The 16,676-nt window shown below is 72.8% G+C and carries 16 protein-coding genes and 2 tRNA genes; 7 read left to right on the top strand and 11 right to left on the bottom strand.

The genetic code is table 11. From position 1 onward, the window contains the following. Window positions 1–11: 11 nt before the first annotated feature. From AC24HA_RS07720 to tig, 7 genes are all read right to left on the bottom strand, one after another. Window positions 12–335 carry a chorismate mutase gene (locus tag AC24HA_RS07720; RefSeq protein ID WP_425708491.1) on the bottom strand — a complete coding sequence of 108 codons (324 nt, stop codon included), beginning with the start codon at window positions 333–335 and terminating at the stop codon, window positions 12–14. Window positions 336–414: 79 nt separating this feature from the next. Further along, window positions 415–963 (bottom strand): Clp protease N-terminal domain-containing protein, encoded by a 549-nt coding sequence (locus AC24HA_RS07715; RefSeq protein WP_425708492.1) that lies wholly within the window; start codon window positions 961–963, stop codon window positions 415–417. 13 nt (window positions 964–976) lie between these two features. Continuing rightward, a complete protein-coding gene (locus AC24HA_RS07710) occupies window positions 977–1,186 on the bottom strand; it encodes a helix-turn-helix domain-containing protein (RefSeq protein WP_425708493.1) in 210 nt (69 codons plus the stop codon). 183 nt (window positions 1,187–1,369) lie between these two features. Further along, window positions 1,370–2,638, bottom strand: coding sequence for an ATP-dependent Clp protease ATP-binding subunit ClpX (gene clpX / locus AC24HA_RS07705; RefSeq protein WP_425708494.1), 1,269 nt, complete (start codon window positions 2,636–2,638; stop codon window positions 1,370–1,372). A gap of 281 nt (window positions 2,639–2,919) precedes the next feature. After that, on the bottom strand, window positions 2,920–3,630 hold the full coding sequence (locus tag AC24HA_RS07700; protein WP_425708495.1) for an ATP-dependent Clp protease proteolytic subunit: 711 nt from the start codon (window positions 3,628–3,630) through the stop codon (window positions 2,920–2,922). Between the two features lie 26 nt (window positions 3,631–3,656). Next, window positions 3,657–4,298 (bottom strand): ATP-dependent Clp protease proteolytic subunit, encoded by a 642-nt coding sequence (locus AC24HA_RS07695; RefSeq protein ID WP_425708496.1) that lies wholly within the window; start codon window positions 4,296–4,298, stop codon window positions 3,657–3,659. Window positions 4,299–4,582: 284 nt separating this feature from the next. Further along, window positions 4,583–6,196, bottom strand: coding sequence for a trigger factor (gene tig, locus AC24HA_RS07690; protein ID WP_425708497.1), 1,614 nt, complete (start codon window positions 6,194–6,196; stop codon window positions 4,583–4,585). Window positions 6,197–6,429: 233 nt separating this feature from the next. Here tig and AC24HA_RS07685 point away from each other — a divergent pair, with 233 nt between their 5' ends. The 3 genes from AC24HA_RS07685 (at window position 6,430) to thpD (ending at window position 9,160) form a co-directional block, all read left to right on the top strand. Further along, entirely contained in the window at window positions 6,430–6,966 is a 537-nt protein-coding gene (locus tag AC24HA_RS07685) for a hypothetical protein (RefSeq protein WP_425708498.1), read from the top strand. A 645-nt stretch (window positions 6,967–7,611) separates the two neighbouring features. Then, window positions 7,612–7,890: a DUF1540 domain-containing protein gene (locus tag AC24HA_RS07680; protein ID WP_425708499.1), complete on the top strand. Its 279-nt coding sequence runs from the start codon at window positions 7,612–7,614 to the stop codon at window positions 7,888–7,890. A 370-nt stretch (window positions 7,891–8,260) separates the two neighbouring features. Continuing rightward, window positions 8,261–9,160: an ectoine hydroxylase gene (thpD, locus tag AC24HA_RS07675; protein ID WP_425708500.1), complete on the top strand. Its 900-nt coding sequence runs from the start codon at window positions 8,261–8,263 to the stop codon at window positions 9,158–9,160. A 134-nt stretch (window positions 9,161–9,294) separates the two neighbouring features. On the opposite strand, the gene AC24HA_RS07670 is transcribed toward thpD, so the two are convergent. Beyond that, window positions 9,295–9,367 (bottom strand) — tRNA-Pro (locus AC24HA_RS07670). 211 nt (window positions 9,368–9,578) lie between these two features. Here AC24HA_RS07670 and AC24HA_RS07665 point away from each other — a divergent pair. Continuing rightward, window positions 9,579–9,652, top strand: a tRNA-Gly gene (locus AC24HA_RS07665). A 19-nt stretch (window positions 9,653–9,671) separates the two neighbouring features. Here the strand turns inward: AC24HA_RS07665 and AC24HA_RS07660 are convergent. The 3 genes from AC24HA_RS07660 to rpmF form a co-directional block, all read right to left on the bottom strand. Further along, window positions 9,672–12,161 carry a serine/threonine-protein kinase gene (locus AC24HA_RS07660; protein WP_425708501.1) on the bottom strand — a complete coding sequence of 830 codons (2,490 nt, stop codon included), beginning with the start codon at window positions 12,159–12,161 and terminating at the stop codon, window positions 9,672–9,674. Window positions 12,162–12,330: 169 nt separating this feature from the next. Continuing rightward, a complete protein-coding gene (gene manA / locus AC24HA_RS07655) occupies window positions 12,331–13,545 on the bottom strand; it encodes a mannose-6-phosphate isomerase, class I (RefSeq protein WP_463648214.1) in 1,215 nt (404 codons plus the stop codon). Between the two features lie 203 nt (window positions 13,546–13,748). Further along, window positions 13,749–13,916: a 50S ribosomal protein L32 gene (rpmF, locus tag AC24HA_RS07650; RefSeq protein ID WP_425708503.1), complete on the bottom strand. Its 168-nt coding sequence runs from the start codon at window positions 13,914–13,916 to the stop codon at window positions 13,749–13,751. A gap of 185 nt (window positions 13,917–14,101) precedes the next feature. Here rpmF and AC24HA_RS07645 point away from each other — a divergent pair, with 185 nt between their 5' ends. Genes AC24HA_RS07645 through AC24HA_RS07635 form a run of 3 tightly spaced genes read left to right on the top strand, consistent with a single transcriptional unit; the run spans window position 14,102 to window position 16,523 of the window. After that, window positions 14,102–15,295, top strand: a complete 1,194-nt coding sequence (locus AC24HA_RS07645) for a sensor histidine kinase (protein ID WP_425708504.1) — start codon at window positions 14,102–14,104, stop codon at window positions 15,293–15,295. Continuing rightward, window positions 15,292–15,792, top strand: a complete 501-nt coding sequence (locus tag AC24HA_RS07640) for a response regulator (RefSeq protein ID WP_425708505.1) — start codon at window positions 15,292–15,294, stop codon at window positions 15,790–15,792. The genes AC24HA_RS07645 and AC24HA_RS07640 overlap by 4 nt, the downstream gene beginning before the upstream one ends. After that, on the top strand, window positions 15,789–16,523 hold the full coding sequence (locus tag AC24HA_RS07635) for an IMPACT family protein (RefSeq protein ID WP_425708506.1): 735 nt from the start codon (window positions 15,789–15,791) through the stop codon (window positions 16,521–16,523). Before AC24HA_RS07640 ends, AC24HA_RS07635 begins: the two co-directional genes overlap by 4 nt. Window positions 16,524–16,676: the final 153 nt, after the last annotated feature.

The following is a 16,676-nucleotide window of genomic DNA, read 5'->3' as shown; positions in this document are numbered from 1 at the left end:
AGGCCAGACCGTCAGGACCGGCCGTGCTCCTCGGCGATCGTCTCGTGGTGCTGGATGACCTCGGCGACGATGAAGTCGAGGAACTTCTCCGCGAACACGGGGTCGAGCCCGGCCTCCTCCGCCTTCTCACGCAGCCGCGCCACCTGCCGCTCCTCGCGCCCGGGGTCGGACGGCGGCAGCCCCTGCTCGGCCTTGAGCCGCCCCACGGCCTGGGTGCAGCGGAACCGCTCGGCGAGGAGATGGATGAGGGCGGCGTCGATGTTGTCGATCGTCCCGCGGGCGGACCGCAGCCCCTCGGGCAGATCGTCCGGCTCGGTGCGCGCGGCGTCGGTCATGCGCACCACCGTAGACCGACCGCCCTGGGGATCGGGTGCAACGACCGGGAAGCGGATGCCCCGCAGGCCGTCCGGACCGTCAGGCGACCCGCGAGCCGGCCTCGAGCGCCCGGCGCACGGACGGCCGGTCGGTCGCCTGCGCGAGCGTCTCGGCGACCGGGCCGCCGGACCTGAGCACCGCCAGGAGGATGTGCCGCTCGTCGATGGCCTTGTCCCCCAGGCGTACCGCCTCGCGCAGCGCGAGCTGGAGGACCTTCCGCGCGGCGGCGGTGAACGGCAGATGATTCCCACGGCGCCCGCGGTTGCGGGCGATGAGGTCGGCGCGCGCGAACGCGCCCTCGCCGAACGTCGCGTCGGTGGCACTCCGGACGGCGTCGACGTCGATCCCGAGCCCGGCAAGCGCCTCGCCGTCCAGGCCCGGACCGCTCAGCCGGGCCGCGAGGCCGGCCCTGGCCCCGTCGACGTCCACGCCCCCGGCACCCAGGGCACGGGCCGCCTCCCCGTCCGTGGTGAGGGCGGCGCGTGCGACGTGCACGACCTCGATCTGCGGAGCCCCGGCCCGGCGGGCCAGCTCCTGCGCGTGCACGACGGCAGCCCGTGCCTCGCTCGTGAACCGGTTGACCTTCATGCGGAGCTCCTCCTCAGCGTCCCCGGCCGTGCTTCTTGTGCGCCGCCTGCCTGCTCACGCCCAGCTGGTCGGCGATCTCCTGCCACGACCAGCCCTCGTCCCGGGCGCGCTCGACCTGGAGGATCTCCAGCCGGTCGGCGAGCTCTCTGAGCGCGCGCACGCCGCGGAGCCCGCGCCGGGGGTCCGGGTCCTGCGCGGCGACTGCGGTGTCCTTGACGGCCATGCGTCAACTTTGGTTGACAGCGGACAGTCTGTCAACCCAGATTGACACGTGGGGTGTGGCGGGACGGCCAGTGTGAGGTGCGGGCAGCCCCGCGGCGCCGGTCGGGCGGACAAGCAACGTTCGGGACGGTGCGTAGCGGGGAGGTCAGGGCATCCCCGGGGAGTCGCGGAGCGCCGCGGAGCGTCAGGCGGAGCGCTGCTGGCGACGCCGGGTCTTGCTGCGCAGCGCCAGGGTCGGCGCCTGGCCGCTGCGCACCGACTCGGCGGTGACGACGACCTTCTCGACGTCGTCGCGCGAGGGCACGTCGAACATGGTCTCGCGCAGGGTGTTCTCCATGATGGCGCGCAGCCCGCGCGCCCCCGTCCCGCGCTCGAGCGCGAGCTCGGCAATGGCCTCCACGGCCTCGTCCGTGAGCTCGAGCTGCACGCCGTCGAGGTCGAAGATCTTCTGGTACTGCTTGACGAGCGCGTTCTTCGGCTCCGTCAGGATCGTCACCAGGTCGGACTGGGTGAGCGCATTGACCGTCGCCGTGACGGGCAGGCGCCCGACGAGCTCGGGGATGAGCCCGAACTTGTGCAGGTCCTCGGGCGAGACCTTGGTCAGCAGGTCGGCCTCGCTCTCGGTGCCCTTGAGGGCGGCGCCGAAGCCGATGCCGTGCCGCCCCACACGGCTGCTCACGATGTCCTCGAGGCCGGCGAACGCACCGGCCACGATGAACAGCACGTTCGTCGTGTCGATCTGCAGGAACTCCTGGTGGGGGTGCTTGCGCCCGCCCTGCGGCGGCACCGCCGCGGAGGTGCCCTCGATGATCTTCAGCAGCGCCTGCTGGACGCCCTCGCCGGAGACGTCGCGGGTGATCGACGGGTTCTCGGCCTTGCGGGCCACCTTGTCGATCTCGTCGATGTAGATGATGCCGGTCTCGGCCTTCTTCACGTCGAAGTCGGCGGACTGGATGAGCTTGAGGAGGATGTTCTCCACGTCCTCGCCGACGTAGCCGGCCTCCGTCAGCGCCGTGGCGTCCGCGATGGCGAACGGGACGTCGAGCATCTTCGCGAGCGACTGTGCGAGGTAGGTCTTGCCCGTACCCGTCGGGCCGATCATGAGGATGTTGGACTTCTGGATCTCCACGGCGTCCGGCGCCGGCTTCTCCTCGGCCGACCGCACCCGCTTGTAGTGGTTGTAGACCGCGACGGCGAGGCCACGCTTCGCCTCGTCCTGCCCGACCACGTACTCGCCCAGGAAGTCGAAGATCTCGCGGGGCTTGGGCAGGTCCTCCAGGGAGGACTCGCCGAGCTCGGCCAGCTCCTCGTCGATGATCTCGTTGCACAGCTCGACGCACTCGTCGCAGATGTAGACGCCCGGGCCGCCGATCAGCTTCTTGACCTGCTTCTGGCTCTTCCCGCAGAACGAGCACGTGAGGAGGTCCGCCGTGGCGGGTCCAGTGCGCACCATCGGGTCCTCCTTGTCTCGTCGCGGTCCGGGGCCGCTCGCCGCTGGGTACGGCTCTCGGCTCAACCTTCGCACACGCGCGACCCGGTAGGCATCTGCGTTTGCCCGGCGCGCCTCGTCGTCCGCGCCACGGTGCACGGTCCGTACGGCAGGTGCGCGACGCCGTCGGGCCGCGCCCATGCGCCACGGCGCACCGTCCGTACGGCAGGTGCGAGACGCCGTCGGGCCGCGCCCACGCGCGACGGCGCCCCCGGACCGTTGGTCCGGGGGCGCTGTGCGCGAGGCTACTTCTGGATGGTTACCGGCTCGGTGTTCTTCCGGGACTCCAGGACCTGGTCGACGATCCCGTACTCCAGCGCCTGCTGGGCGGTGAGGATCTTGTCGCGCTCGATGTCCCGCGAGATCGTCTCCGAGTCCTGGGACGTGTGGTGCGCGAGCGTCTGCTCGAGCCACTGGCGCATCCGCTGGACCTCGTTGGCGTGGATCTCGATGTCCGAGGCCTGCGCGTAGCCGCCGCCCTCGAGGGCGGGCTGGTGGATCATCACGCGCGCGTTGGGCAGCGCGAGGCGGCGCCCCGGGGAGCCGGCCGCGAGGAGCACGGCAGCGGCCGAGGCGGCCTGCCCGAGGCAGACCGTCTGGATCTCCGGCTTGATGTACTGCATCGTGTCGTAGATCGCGGTCAGCGCCGTGAACGAGCCGCCGGGGCTGTTGATGTACATGGTGATGACGCCGTCCGGGTCCTGCGACTCCAGGACGAGCAGCTGGGCCATGACGTCGTCGGCCGAGGCGTCGTCCACCTGCACGCCGAGGAAGATGATGCGGTCCTCGAAGAGCTTGGCGTACGGGTCCTGGCGCTTGTAGCCGTAGGCGGTGCGCTCCTCGAAGGACGGGAGGATGTAGCGCGAGGTCGGGCTCTGCGGGGCGGTCCCGCCGGGCATCGGGGCGGTGGCGCCGTTCGGTGCGAAGCCGGCGCGGCCCATCATGGGGAGGTTCATTCGGACTCCTTCGGTGGTCGCGGGGCTCAGGACGTGGAGGACGGGTCGGACTCGTCGTCGGACGCGGTGCCACCCGAACCGGTGACGGCGGCGGCGCTGGCGACCACGTGGTCGATGAAGCCGTACTCGAGCGCCTCGGCGGCCGTGAACCACCGGTCGCGGTCGGCGTCGGAGTTGATCCGGTCCAGCGGCTGGCCGGTCTGCTCCGCCGTGAGCTCGGCGAGGACCTTCTTCATGTGAAGGATGAGCTCGGCGTTGATCTTGATCTCGGTGGCCGTGCCGCCGATGCCGCCCGAGGGCTGGTGCATCATCACGCGGGCGTGCGGCGTGGCGTAGCGCTTGCCCTTGGTGCCCGAGGTGAGCAGGAACTGCCCCATCGAGGCGGCCAGGCCCATGCCGACCGTGGCGACGTCGGGCTTGACGTACTGCATCGTGTCGTAGATGGCCATGCCCGCGGTGATCGAGCCGCCGGGGCTGTTGATGTAGAGGAAGATGTCCTCGTCCGGGTCCTCGGCGGCGAGGAGGAGCATCTGCGCGCAGATGGCGTTCGCGTTCTCGTCGCGCACCTCCGAGCCGAGCCAGATGATGCGCTCCTTGAGCAGCCGGTTGTAGATGCTGTCGTTCAGACCGAGGTTGCTCGCCTCGGCGCGCGCGATCGGTTCGCTCACGTGCAGCTCCTAGATCGAAGGTGGGGGCGGCGGTGCGGAGTGCCTCCGCCGCGGGTAGTCACTGGACCCTAACCGCGCGCGGCCGAGGTTCCTGCCCCTGTCCGGGGCCTTTTCGCTGTCGGCGCACGGGCAGCCGCGCCGGGGCCGCCAGGGCAGCCACGCCGGGCGTACACACGCCTCTGGGCGTACACGCGCCGAGGGGCGTACACGGGCCAAGGGGCGTACACGGGCCGAGGGGCGGCCGACCGGTGGTCGGCCGCCCCTCGTGGCGGATGGTGCCCGGGTCAGGCGTCCGAGTCGGTCGTCGCCTCGTCGGACTCCTCAGCGGCCGCCTTCTTGGCAGCAGGCTTCTTCGCGGCCGGCTTCTTGGCGGCAGCCTTCTTCTCAGCGGGCTTCTTGGCGGCAGGCTTCTCGGTCTCGGCCTCTGCTGCCTCGTCCGCGCTGTCGGCGGACTCGGGGCTGTCCGGGGAGTCCGCCGAGTCGGCGCTGTCGGCCGAGTCGCCGGAGTCCGCGCTGTCGGCCGACTCCTCGCTCTCCTCGGCGTCGATCTCGTCGAGCTCCGCCTCGGCCTGGTCGGTCTCCTCGGAGCCGAGGTACTCGGAGAGGTCGAGCTCGGTGCCGGAGCCGTCGACGACCTTGACGTCGCGGAGCACCACGGCGAGGGCCTTGTTGCGGGCGACCTCACCCATGAAGGCGGGCAGCTGCCCGGTCTGGCCGGCGGCCTGGATGAAGTTGTTCGGGTCCATGCCGTACTGCTGGGCCTGCTCGACGAGGAACTCGAGCAGCTCGTTCTGCGAGACCTGAACCGAGACCTGGTCGGAGATCGTGTCGAGGATGATCTGGTCGCGCAGGAGCTCCTCGGTCTCGCCGCGGATCTCCTCGCCGTGCGGGTCGCCCTCGGGCTTGCCCTCCGCCTCGAGGTGACGGGCGATCTCGGCGTCGACGACGCCCGAGGGGATCGGGACCTCGAGGTTGTCGCGCAGGTGCGCCAGGAGCAGGTCACGGGCCTCGACGGCCTGGTTGCCGGCGCGGTCGGAGGCCACCTGGGTACGCAGGTCGGCGCGCAGCTCCTCGAGCGTGTCGAACTCGGAGGCGAGCTGGGCGAAGTCGTCGTCGGCGTCAGGGAGCTCGCGGACCTTGACGGCGGTCGGCGTCACGGAGACGTCGGCCTCCTTGCCGGCGTGGTCGCCGCCGGCGAGCGTCGTGGTGAAGGTGCCCTCCTTGCCCGCGGTGAGGCCGACGAGGGCCTCGTCCTGGCCGGGGAGCATCGAGCCGGAGCCGACCTCGTAGGAGATGCCCGACGCGGTGTCGACCTCCTCGCCGTCGACCATGGCGGACAGGTCGAGCGTGACGAAGTCGCCGGTCTCGACGGCGCGGTCCACGCCCGTCAGCGTGCCGAAGCGCTCGCGCAGGGCGGTCAGACGCTCCTCGACGTCCTCGTCCGAGACCTCGGAGTCGGCCACCGTCAGGGTGATCGTGGAGAAGTCGGGGAGCTCGATCTCGGGGCGCACGTCCATGGTGGCCGTGAAGACGAGCTGACCGCCGAGGGGGCCGGTGACGGCAGGGAGCTCGGTGACCTCGATCTCCGGCCGGCCGAGCGGGTTGACGCCCGACTCGCCGACGGCCTCGCGGTAGAGGGAGTCCATCTGGCTGTTGATCGCCTGGTCGAGGACCGCGGCACGGCCCACGCGCTGGTCGATGATCCGGGCCGGGACCTTGCCCTTGCGGAAGCCGGGGATGCTCACCTGCTGGGAGACCGTGGCGTAGGCGGAGTCGATCGCCGAGCTGAGGTCCTCGTACGGGACCGTCACGGTCAGCCGGGCCCTGGTGGCCTCGAGGTTCTCCACGTCCGTCTTCACTGCGGGGTACTCCAACTCGTCGGTAGCTGACTTGAGCACGGGGCAGCGCGCACGGCGGCGCGGTGGGACCCGTGGGGTGGCGCCGCACGCCTCGTCGAGCAGGCGTGGGCACGCACGATCCTCACGATCCTACGGCACACCGCGGCTCGCGTAGAGGGTGAACGACCCAGGGACAGCGTCATCCGGGCCACACCACACCCGGAGCGCGACCCGGCTCCTGGGCCGGCGCCTACGCTCGGCTGCGACACACACGCCCCGACGACGGAGCCGCCATGACCACCGATCCGAGCGCCACCGACCTCCGCCGCGAGGTACGCAGCCTCGAGGGGCGGGTGCTCGAGCTCGAGACCGCCCTCGTCCGGTTCGTCATGGCCACGGCGAGCGCCCTGCTCGTCGCGGGGCTCGTCCTGCCGTTCATCCACTACACGCACGACGGCGAGGAACGATCCTTCGCCCTCGCGTGGGCGGCGCTCCAGGCGACCGCCGAGGGGGCACTGGCGACGGACGGCATCGTCGTGGTGATCGTGCTCTGCCTGCCCGCGCTCGTCTCGTTCCTCGCGCTCGCCTCCCTCGCGGGCCACGGTGTGCACCGGGACGCCGGTCGACGCAAGGCGTTCGACACTGCGGTCGGCGCGCTTCTCTTCCTGTCCACGCTCGGTGTCGGGGCCCTGGTGCTGCTCGCGCGGAGCACGGCCGAGGTGGACGACCCCGTCGGCCCGGCGATCTGGCTCTACGTGCCGGGCGCGATCGCGGTGGCCTGGGTGCTGTCCGAGCGGTCCGCGCGCCGGTGGTGGGACGCGGGGAGGTGATCCGGCGCGCCGGGCCGGCAGGCGAGCGTGCGGACGAGCGGCCGCTCTCCGCGCCGGCGGAGCGGCGTCAGGCCACGTCGGCGGCAACGACCCGGTCGTGCGCATGTACGCAAAGAGGCGGTCGACGAGGATCGACGGCTTGCCTGCCTCGAGCTCCCGGACGTACCTCTGGGTGGTGCCGGGCTGGTCGGCCGGCTCGCTCTGCGTGAACCCCTCGAGCAGGCGCGACTGCCGGATGATCCGTCCGAGCGACTCGGGCCGGCAATCCTGCCGATGTACGCCATTCGATCCTCCGACGACGATATTGACGTCAAGGTGTCCGACTACGTTTTCGACGTCAACGGCTGCGACGTCGATACGCGGCTCATCCGCAGGCGGCGCCATAGAGCGCCGACCGACCGTGGCGCGCCTCGTGCCGGGGGCGACAGAGGCGGCCACGCCGCCGCGCGGTCGATGCGCGCGCCTGGACGCCGGGTTCCAGAAATAAGTGACACGGACGAATAAGAAAACATTAGCCACGCACAAATCAATGATTGCTCGAAACAAGCGGTAAGGCGTGCCATACCTTTCTAGACGCGCATTCGATATCGTTCTACATTCTTCATAAGCGGCGCGATCAACGTGCCTCGGTCGAAGGAGATGGTCATGAGTGTCATGGAGATGCCCCACGTCACCGAGTGCTCGGTCGGCGCCTGCTCGTACAACCACGACGGCTGCACCGCGTTTGCCGTCACCGTCGGGCAGGACGCGCAGTGTGCGACGTTCCTGCCCCTCAACATCAAGGGTGGGCTCGACAAGATCGTCGCCCAGGTCGGTGCCTGCCAGCGCACGTCCTGCGTGCACAACAAGGACCTCGAGTGCGCGGCCGAGTTCATCAGGGTCGGCGGCGCCGAGGCCGACTGCCTCTCCTACGAGGCGCGCTGACCCGCCTCCGAAGAGCGCTGACCCGACCGACGACCGACGCCTCCCGCCCGCAAGGGCCGGGAGGCGTCGTCGTGCCTGTGGCCGGCGTCGTCGCGCTCGGGACATGGGGCGTCGTCGTACCCGGGGAGCGAGCGTCGTCGTCCCCGCGGGGCGAGACCCAACCCTGGCTGTCCACAGTCACGACGTGCAGATCTGGCGACGATGCGTACGGTGGGAGTGAGCCACCCGCCCACGTCGGCCGGGGTGGCGGACAAGAGCACAGCGTGCAACCGCTGGTGACCGAGCAGAGCGGACGACCGGGCCGAGCCCGGCGCCGCCGCGCGCGGGACCCGTCCACGGACGGTCTCGTCGCCCGAGGAAAGGGAGACTCATGACCACAGCCCTCGATCCGACCACCGACCACTACCGCACCCGCCTCGCGACGCCGGGCAGCTTCGCCGACCGTGCGCACCCCACGGTGTGGGGCACGGAGGCGGACGGGCCGTTCGATGCGGCCGCGCTCGAGGCGCACGAGTCCCGCGGCTTCACGATCCTCGAGGACTTCGTCACGCCGCAGGAGGTCCGGGCCTTCAGCGCCGAGCTCGACCGGCTCGCTACGGACCCGCGCCTGACCGACGACGCACGGCTCGTCACCGAGAAGGCCACCGGCGAGGTCCGGTCCGTGTTCGAGGTGCAGGCCCTGAGCGAGGTGCTGGACGCGCTCAGCCGCGACCCCCGCCTGCTCGACCGGGCGCGGCAGCTCCTCGGCTCGGAGGTCTACCTCCACCAGACCCGGGTGAACTACATGCCCGGCTTCAAGGGGACGGGCTTCTACTGGCACTCGGACTTCGAGACCTGGCACGCGGAGGACGGCATGCCCGCGCCGCGCGCCGTGAGCTGCTCCATCGCCCTCACGCCGAACTACCCCTACAACGGCGGTCTCATGGTCATGCCCGGCTCGCACCGCACCTACGTCCCGTGCGTGGGCGAGACGCCCGACAACAACCACGCCTCCTCGCTCAAGGAGCAGCGGATCGGCGTGCCGTCGGAGGACGACATCACCGCGATGGCCGAGAAGCACGGGATCGACCAGTTCACCGGCCCCGCCGGGTCGGCCCTCTGGTTCGACGCCAACATCATGCACGGGTCGGGCAACAACATCACGCCGTACCCGCGCTCCAACGTGTTCCTCGTGTTCAACAGCGTGGACAACGCGCTGACCGAGCCGTACGCCGCCTCCGCGCCGCGACCGGAGCACATCGCGAGCCGCGACACCACGCCGCTGCGGTAGGACGCGCCGGGGCCGTCGACGTCGCGGGCCGGTCCGCCCGGGTGGCCTGCACCCGGGCGGGCCGGCCCGCGCGCCCCCGGGACCACATCCCTGGGGCGACGGATTCGTTCACGATGTCCTGGGACATCACACGGTCGGGGTGGCGGGACTTGAACCCACGGCCTTCCGCTCCCAAAGCGGACGCGCTACCACCTGCGCCACACCCCGTTCGCCCCGGTCCCCCGGAGGCGGCGGCCCGCCGTCCGGTACGCCGAGGGCGCGGTCCGATCGACGGTCGCTCGCTCAGGGTACGCACGCGCTCGTCCGCGGGGTGCCCGCGACCCGGCTGCGAGAGACCGATCACTCACCGCCCGGCCCGCTTCGGCGCGGGCCGTCCACCTTGCTAACGTGGGCGCCGCCCCGGTCACGACCGGGGCGCGCGGGTGTAGCTCAATGGTAGAGCCTCTGCCTTCCAAGCAGATTACGCGGGTTCGATTCCCGTCACCCGCTCCACAGCGCGGCGGGCCGTGCGTCAGAACGGCGAGGCGTTCCACCAGTCGTCGTGCAGCGACTCCGAGCCGATGCCCTCCCCGTACACGGCGACCACCATGTTCTGCCGCTCGGCGTCGTGGAAGGTCGTGTAGTGCTCGCCCGGGTCGGTGACCTCCGGCGGGGTCCGGAAGAGGATTCCGGCCTCCTCGTCCGGGTTGCTGTTGTAGTTCCAGGTCGAGTTCTGCCAGCCACGGTTCTGGTCCCCGTCCGTGGTGAAGGCGTCTCGCGAGGCGCTCCCGTCGAACTGCAGCACCGAGTACTCGATGCCGTCCGACTGGGTGCAGGTGACCGCCGTGACGAGGCCGTCGGGCTGGGTGTCCATGTGCGCGGAGACGCCGTTCGCGCAGGTGGCCGAGTTGTAGCCCTGGCCGCCCTCCTGCGTGGAGACCAGCTCGGTGAAGGTGGCGGGGATCGAGGACTGCTCGCCCCAGGCGTCGGCGAGCTCCGCTGCCTCCTCGTCGCCACCTCCGCGGACGAGAAGCCAGATCCCACCACCGACGACGACGAGACCGACGACGATCGCCACGACCACCACGAGCGGGTTCAGGCCGCGACGCTTCTGCGCCTGCGACGGTCCGCCGTACGGAGCCGGTCCGGGCCCGCCCACCGACGCAGGCGAACCCGCGAACGGAGCAGGACCACCCGTCGACGCGGGGGAACCTGCGAACGGCGCAGGACCCGCCGCGGGGCCAGGCGACCCTGCGAACGGTGCGGGCCCGCCCGACGACGCAGGGGAACCGGGGAACGGCGCGGGACCCGTCGCGGAGCCGGCCGACGTGCCCGGTCCGCCAGGTCCTTGCTGAGGCGATCCGCCGGGACCGGGCACCGGGTGCGGGCCGGTGGCACCGGACGCGGCCGAGACCGGGACACCGTGGCTGCCCGTGGCGCCGGACGCCGCGGAGGGGGCACCGCCGGGCACGCCGCCCTGACCAGGAGCGGGCCCACCGGCAGGTGCCCCACCGGGCCCACCGGCCTGCTCGGACACGGGGACAGCGGCGGTCGGCTGCCACTGCTGCATCCGCGCGAGCCGCTGGCCGATCCCGTCGAGGACCTCGGGGTGCCGAGCCCCCTGGAACTCGTACGCCACCGTCCAGGTCCGACCACCGCTGCCCACGGTGATCTCCTCGAGGTGGTCACCCTGGACCACCCGCTCGAGCGGGAGGCGGGGCGGCAGGTCGAAGAACTGGGAGTCGCGCAACAGCTGTTCGATCGCGCCGCGATCCTGGGGCGATACCTGGCGCGTGTCCACCGGACCGACCTGAAGCGACTGGGTCCCGGGGCCGAAGAACCGACGCACCATGACCGTGAAAGGCGGGCGTGGGCCCGTGTGGGACTCGCTCGGGTACTGCACGCCGCCCGTGGGGCGCCCGGGCATCACCTGGGAGCCCGCGCCGGGGGCCGCGGCCCGCCCGGTCCCGGTCCGCTCGCCGGGGCCTGCGACGCGCCTGCCGGTCGGCGGCCCGGCAGTGTGCAGGCCGCTCGGCCCGCCCGACGTCGACGACCCCGCCGCGCCGGCACCGGCTCCCGCGCCGGCACCTGCTCCTGCACCGCCGCCCGCGGACCCGGCCCCCGCACCGGCACCCGCACCGCCGTCCACGTTCTCGCCGGCCCGCTGCTCACGCAGCGCGGCGTACGCCGCACGGCTCAGCGCGCGGCAGCTCTCGAATCGCTCGGCGGGATCCTTGGCCATCGCCTTCGCGACGACGTCGTCGAAGGCCGTGCCCAGCCCCGGCACGGCGGCGGACGGCTTGGGCGGCTCCAGCGTGAGGTGCGCGTTCATCTTGTTGAACGGCGTCTCCGCGGGGAACGGGATGCTGCCGGTGAGCAGCTCATAGAGCACGCAGCCCAGGGCGTAGACGTCGACCTTGTGCGAGAGGTGGTGGGCCTCGATCTGCTCCGGGGCGGCGTAGGCGAGGGTCGCCAGCAGGTTGCCGGTGCCGGTGAGGTTCTCGCCGTCGTCGACGGTCTTGGCGATGCCGAAGTCGGTGAGCAGGACCTGCTCGGGCTCGTCCTCGTCGTCGGGGTCGAGCGGGGGCGCGAGCAGGATGTTGGCCGGCTTGACGTCTCGGTGCAGCAGCCCGGTGCGGTGGGCGAAGTCCAGGCCCGCGGCGACCTCGTGGACGATGTGGACGGCGCGGGCGGGGTCGAGCCCGCCGTCCGCCTCCTTGAGGGCGGCCGCGGCGTCGGTGCCCTCGACGTACTGCATGGCGATCCAGAGCTGGCCGTCGTGCTCGCCGCGGTCGTAGACGGCGACCACGTTGCGGTGGAAGATCTGGGCCGCGAGGTCGGCCTCGCGCTCGAAGCGGTTGCGGAAGCTGTCGTCCTTGGCGAGCGAGGTGCTGAGCATCTTCAGGGCGTCGTACCGGGGCAGCCGAGGGTGCTTGGCGAGGTACACCGACCCCATGCCGCCGCGGCCGAGCTCGCGCACGATCGTGTAGCCGGCGAACTGCTGGCCGGGCTCGTGGTCCACCGATGGACTCCGCTCTGGTCGGGGTACGCCCTCGCGGGCGCGGGTGAGGCTGCCGACACGCTATCGCCGTGGCCCCGGGCCGGCGCGCACGAGACGCGGCCAGTTCTCCCCGGGTACGCGCCGGGCGCCGAGGGCCGGGCACCAGGAGCCGGGTGCCGGGGCCGGTCGGTCAGGGCACGTCGGCCTGGACCAGCCGCCCGGCGCCGCTGACGCTGACGGGCCCCAGGTCGCCGGCGACGAAGGCGGCCTGACCGCGGCGCAGCGTCGTCGTGCGACCGTCGATCGCGACGTCGATCTCCCCCTCGAGCGCGAGCAGGATCCGCGGGCCACGACCGGGGACGAGGGCCCGGCCCTCGCCGTCGAGGGTGACGACGGCGAGCTCGAAGTCGTCCACCGGCGCGTAGTAGACGCCGACGCTGCCGCTCACGGTCTCGGGCGCGATCCGCACGGGCGGTGCCGCCACGTAGTCGAGCGCCTCGAGGACCTCGGCGACGTCGACGTGCTTGGTCGTGAGCCCCGCCCGCAGCACGTTGTCCGACGAGGCCATGATCTCCACCGCGAATCCCGAGAGGTAGGCGTGCACGGCGCCGGCGGGCACGAACATCGCCTCGCCCGGGTGGAGGGTGACGGGGTTGAGCAGGAGCGCGACGACGACGCCCGGGTCTCCCGGGTGCTCCCCTGCCAGCTGGCCGACGATCCGGTCGACGCGCGGCGACGGCGAGGAGCCGCTCGCGAGCCGCCGCGCGCACGCGCTCGCCACCGCATCGACCTCGTCCGGGCCCGGGCGCGTCTCGTCCCGGAGCAGCCGCTCGACGACGTCGCGCACCCCGTCGGCCGACGGCGCGCGCCGCAGCGTCTCCTCGAGCTCGGTGGTCAGCGTGGTGCCGAGCCCGGCGAGGACCTCGATGGCGCGGCGCGGCGCGCGGAACCCGCACACCGCCTCGAACCGGGTGAGGGCGTAGACCATCTCCGGCTTGTGGTTGGGGTCGCGGTAGCTGCGGGCGAAGTCGCCGCGCGGGATGCCCGCGGCCTCCTCCTCGGCGTATCGGCGCCGCGCGCGCTCGAGGTCGGGATGGACCTGCAGCGAGAGGGCGCGGGCGGGGGCGACGAGCTTGAGGAGGTAGGGCAGCTGCTCGCCGTACCGGCCGACGACGTCGGGGCCGAGGGTCCGGGAGGGGTCCGCCGCGATGTGCTCGCCGAGGGTGCGGCCCGTCGCGGCGTCGTCAGGCGTTCCGCAGGGGCGCGTGCGCGCCTGTGCCTCGGGGTGCGCGCCGAACCAGAGCTCGGCGACGGGGCCGCCGTCGGGGGTGGTCCCGATCATCTCGGGGATGAGGTCCGCCGAGCCCCACGCGTAGCGGCGCTCGGCGCCCTCGACGCGCACCAGTCCCGGGACGGCGGACATGCTCACTCCTTGCGACTCACGCCCGCCCGGACCGGCGGGACCCGTCATCCTCCCCCGGCCGCGACTCGGTGGTCGAGCGCCGGACGGGCAGTTCGCCCCGGTCCGCGCGGCGATCGGGTGTCCGGCCCCGGGCACGACGACGGCCCCGGACCCTGGCGGGTACGGGGCCGTGCGGAACGGGCTCGTCAGTCGGTCTCGACGAGGCCCTTCTGGTAGGCCTTCGCCAGACGACGGGGGACCTTGATCTCGCGACCCTTGACGCGGACGGTGACGAGCTGCGTGAGCTCGGCCTTCCACTGGGACCGGCGAGAGCGGGTGTTGCTGCGGGACATCTTGCGCTTGGGAACTGCCATGACCCTGCCGCTCCTTTCTCGGGTGGACGATCAACGACCCCCAAGGATGCCAGAGCGTGCAGGACGGGGGCCAACCTGCACAGCCTACGCGTCGTGTGAGATCCCTCGCCAGACGGGTGGGCGCGCGACGCGTCACACCGGCCGTCTAGGATCGTTGCACTGCCGAGCCCGAGGAGGCGACGACCGTGCCGAACCCGCACGCGGGTACCGACGACGGCGCGGCCGACCCCGCGATCCCGGACGACAGCGCGGCCCGGAACGACCACGACCTCGACGGCGCGTCCCCGGACCTCGATTCCCTGTCCCAGGACGAGGCCGCCCAGGCGTCGACCGCCCTGCTCGGCGAGCTCACGGCGGGGATCGCGCACGAGATGACCAACCCCGTCGCGGCGATTCGCAGCGCGCTCGACCATCTCGCCCACGACCTCGACGACCTGCTCGCCTCGTTCGCCGAGGGCACCGCCGACGCCGATGTCCGCGCCCGGGCCGGCGACGCGCGGCGCCGCATCTCGAGCGCACGTGACCGCACGCTGCGTTCGAGCGCGGACGCGCGTGCGCTGCGGCGGGCCATCACGGGCGAGGTGGGAGACGACGTGCTCGCGCGCCGCCTGGTGGCCGCCGGCGCCGAGGACCCCGCCGATGCCGCCGACCTCGCCGCCGGCGGCGAGCCGGCGATCGAGCGGGCGAGGCACGCGACCGCCGTCGGGGATGCGCTGCGCCACCTCGACGCCGCCTCGCGCCAGGTTGGCGCGCTGGTCTCGAGCATCCGCGCGCACGTGCGCCCCCTCCCCCCGGGCGACGAGGTGCAGGCGACGACCGGCACCGAGCCCCCCACGGCCGAGGGTGCCGACGAGACGAGCACCCATGACGCCCGCGCCGACGCCGACCCGCGCCAGAGCGTCGTGGTGGCGGACTCCCTCAGGTCAGCGCTGACGCTCACCGAGCACCGACGTCGCGGGCTCGGCTGCGACCTCTCGCTCGGCGACGTCCCCCCGGTGCGCGCCGAGCCCGGCCACCTCGACCAGGTGTGGACCAACGTCCTCGTCAACGCCGCCGACGCGATGGGCGGCTCCGGCACGCTGACGATCGACCTCACGCAGACCGACGACGGCCTGGTGCGCGTGGTCCTCGCGAACGACGGTCCCCCCATCCCCGCGGGCGACCTCGACCGCATCTTCACCCGTCGGTTCACCACCAGGTCCGGCGGGCGCGGCGGCGGGCTCGGGCTGGGGCTCGCCCTGTCCAAGGACATCGTCGAGCGCGCGGGCGGGACGATGCACGCACGCTCGCGCGAGGGACTGACCGAGATGATCGTGGAGCTGCCGCCCGACCCGGGCGCGCACGTGGCGGCATCGGCCGCCGGGAGGGAGACGAGATGAGCGAGCCGAGGCTGACCGTCGTCGTGCTGGAGGACGACCCCGGGGTGCGCTCCGCCGTCGTGCGTGACCTGGAACCGTTCGCCGCGACGGTGCGGATCGAGGAGGCCGACACCGTCGACGACGCGTGGGCCATCGTCGACGAGGTCATGGCCGACGAGGACCTTCCCGCGCTGCTGCTCGTGGACCACGGGCTACCGGGCCGCAAGGGCGTCGACCTGCTCGTCGAGGCCTGGGTCGACCCGCGCACGTCCGACTCGCGCAAGATCCTGCTGACGGCGGAGGCGGACCAGGCGGCCACGATCCGCGCCGTCAACGAGGGCGGGCTCGACCACTACATCGCCAAGCCCTGGGACCCCGACGTGCTGCGCGCGACGGTCCGCAAGCAGCTGACGGACTTCGTGCTGACGACCGGCACCGCGCCCGACCGCCATGTCGACGCCCTCGACGCCGAGCGCGTGGCGCACCTCCTGGGCCGCGAGGAGCAGGCCGCCGAGTGACCGGCTCGCCCGCCGGGGATCCGGCCGGGGCGCCCGGCGCCGGCCCCGGGACGCCCCGCCCCGACGACGACGCACCCCCCGCCGCCCTGCGGCCCGCGCGCGGCGCACGGGCCGAGTCCGAGCTCGTGGAGAAGCGGTCGCGGTTCCTCGCCTACGCGGCGCGGGCCGACACGGCCGAGGATGCCCGCGCACTGCTGGCCGCCACCCGCGCCGAGCACCCGCAGGCCCGGCACCACTGCTCCGCGTGGATCCTGCCCGTCGACGGCGGCGGCCCGCCGGTGGCCCACAGCTCCGACGACGGCGAGCCCTCGGGGACGGCGGGGCGGCCCATGCTCGACCGGCTGTCGGGCGCGGGGCTCGAGGCGGTGGCCGTCGTCGTCGTGCGGTACTTCGGTGGCACGCTGCTCGGGACCGGCGGGCTCGTGCGCGCGTACGGGGACGCCGTCGGTGGGGTGCTCGCCGGCCTCCCCCTGGTGCGGGTCCGGGTCCTCACGCGGTGCACGGTCGCCGCGGACCACGCGACCGGGGCGCGGATCGAGGCCGAGCTCCGCTCGTCGACGGCCTCGCTGATCTCTGTGCTGGACGTCCGCTGGGGCCCGGACGGGGTCGAGCTCGACGTCACCACCGACGACCCGGCCGGACTCGACGCGCGGACGGCGGAGCTCTCCGCGGGGGCGGCGCGCACCACCGAGATCGGCCCGCACGAGGTCGAGCTGACCCTCGACGAGTGAGGGGCCGTTCGCCTCCTACCCCGACGAGTGCGGTGACCGACCGACGAGTGCGGGGAGCGGATCCCCTCCCTCGTGGGCCGGCCACCGCACTCGTCGTGCTGGCGTCAGTCGGCGGTCGGTCCGTCCCCGCACTCCTGTCGTGGCCCACCGCCA

The sequence above is a fragment of the Georgenia sp. Z1491 genome (assembly GCF_057652395.1).
This window is presented reverse-complemented; position numbering and strand designations above follow the sequence as displayed.

Excerpts from the sequence above, each read along its gene's own strand:
- rpmF (WP_425708503.1), bottom strand. The coding sequence starts at position 13,916 with ATGGCAGTTCCCAAGCGCAAGATGTCCCGCAGCAACACCCGCTCTCGC.
- thpD (WP_425708500.1), top strand. The coding sequence starts at position 8,261 with ATGACCACAGCCCTCGATCCGACCACCGACCACTACCGCACCCGCCTC.
- AC24HA_RS07640 (WP_425708505.1), top strand. The coding sequence starts at position 15,292 with ATGAGCGAGCCGAGGCTGACCGTCGTCGTGCTGGAGGACGACCCCGGG.
- clpX (WP_425708494.1), bottom strand. The coding sequence starts at position 2,638 with ATGGTGCGCACTGGACCCGCCACGGCGGACCTCCTCACGTGCTCGTTC.
- AC24HA_RS07700 (WP_425708495.1), bottom strand. The coding sequence starts at position 3,630 with ATGAACCTCCCCATGATGGGCCGCGCCGGCTTCGCACCGAACGGCGCC.
- AC24HA_RS07685 (WP_425708498.1), top strand. The coding sequence starts at position 6,430 with ATGACCACCGATCCGAGCGCCACCGACCTCCGCCGCGAGGTACGCAGC.
- AC24HA_RS07715 (WP_425708492.1), bottom strand. The coding sequence starts at position 963 with ATGAAGGTCAACCGGTTCACGAGCGAGGCACGGGCTGCCGTCGTGCAC.
- AC24HA_RS07720 (WP_425708491.1), bottom strand. The coding sequence starts at position 335 with ATGACCGACGCCGCGCGCACCGAGCCGGACGATCTGCCCGAGGGGCTG.
- AC24HA_RS07710 (WP_425708493.1), bottom strand. The coding sequence starts at position 1,186 with ATGGCCGTCAAGGACACCGCAGTCGCCGCGCAGGACCCGGACCCCCGG.
- AC24HA_RS07680 (WP_425708499.1), top strand. The coding sequence starts at position 7,612 with ATGAGTGTCATGGAGATGCCCCACGTCACCGAGTGCTCGGTCGGCGCC.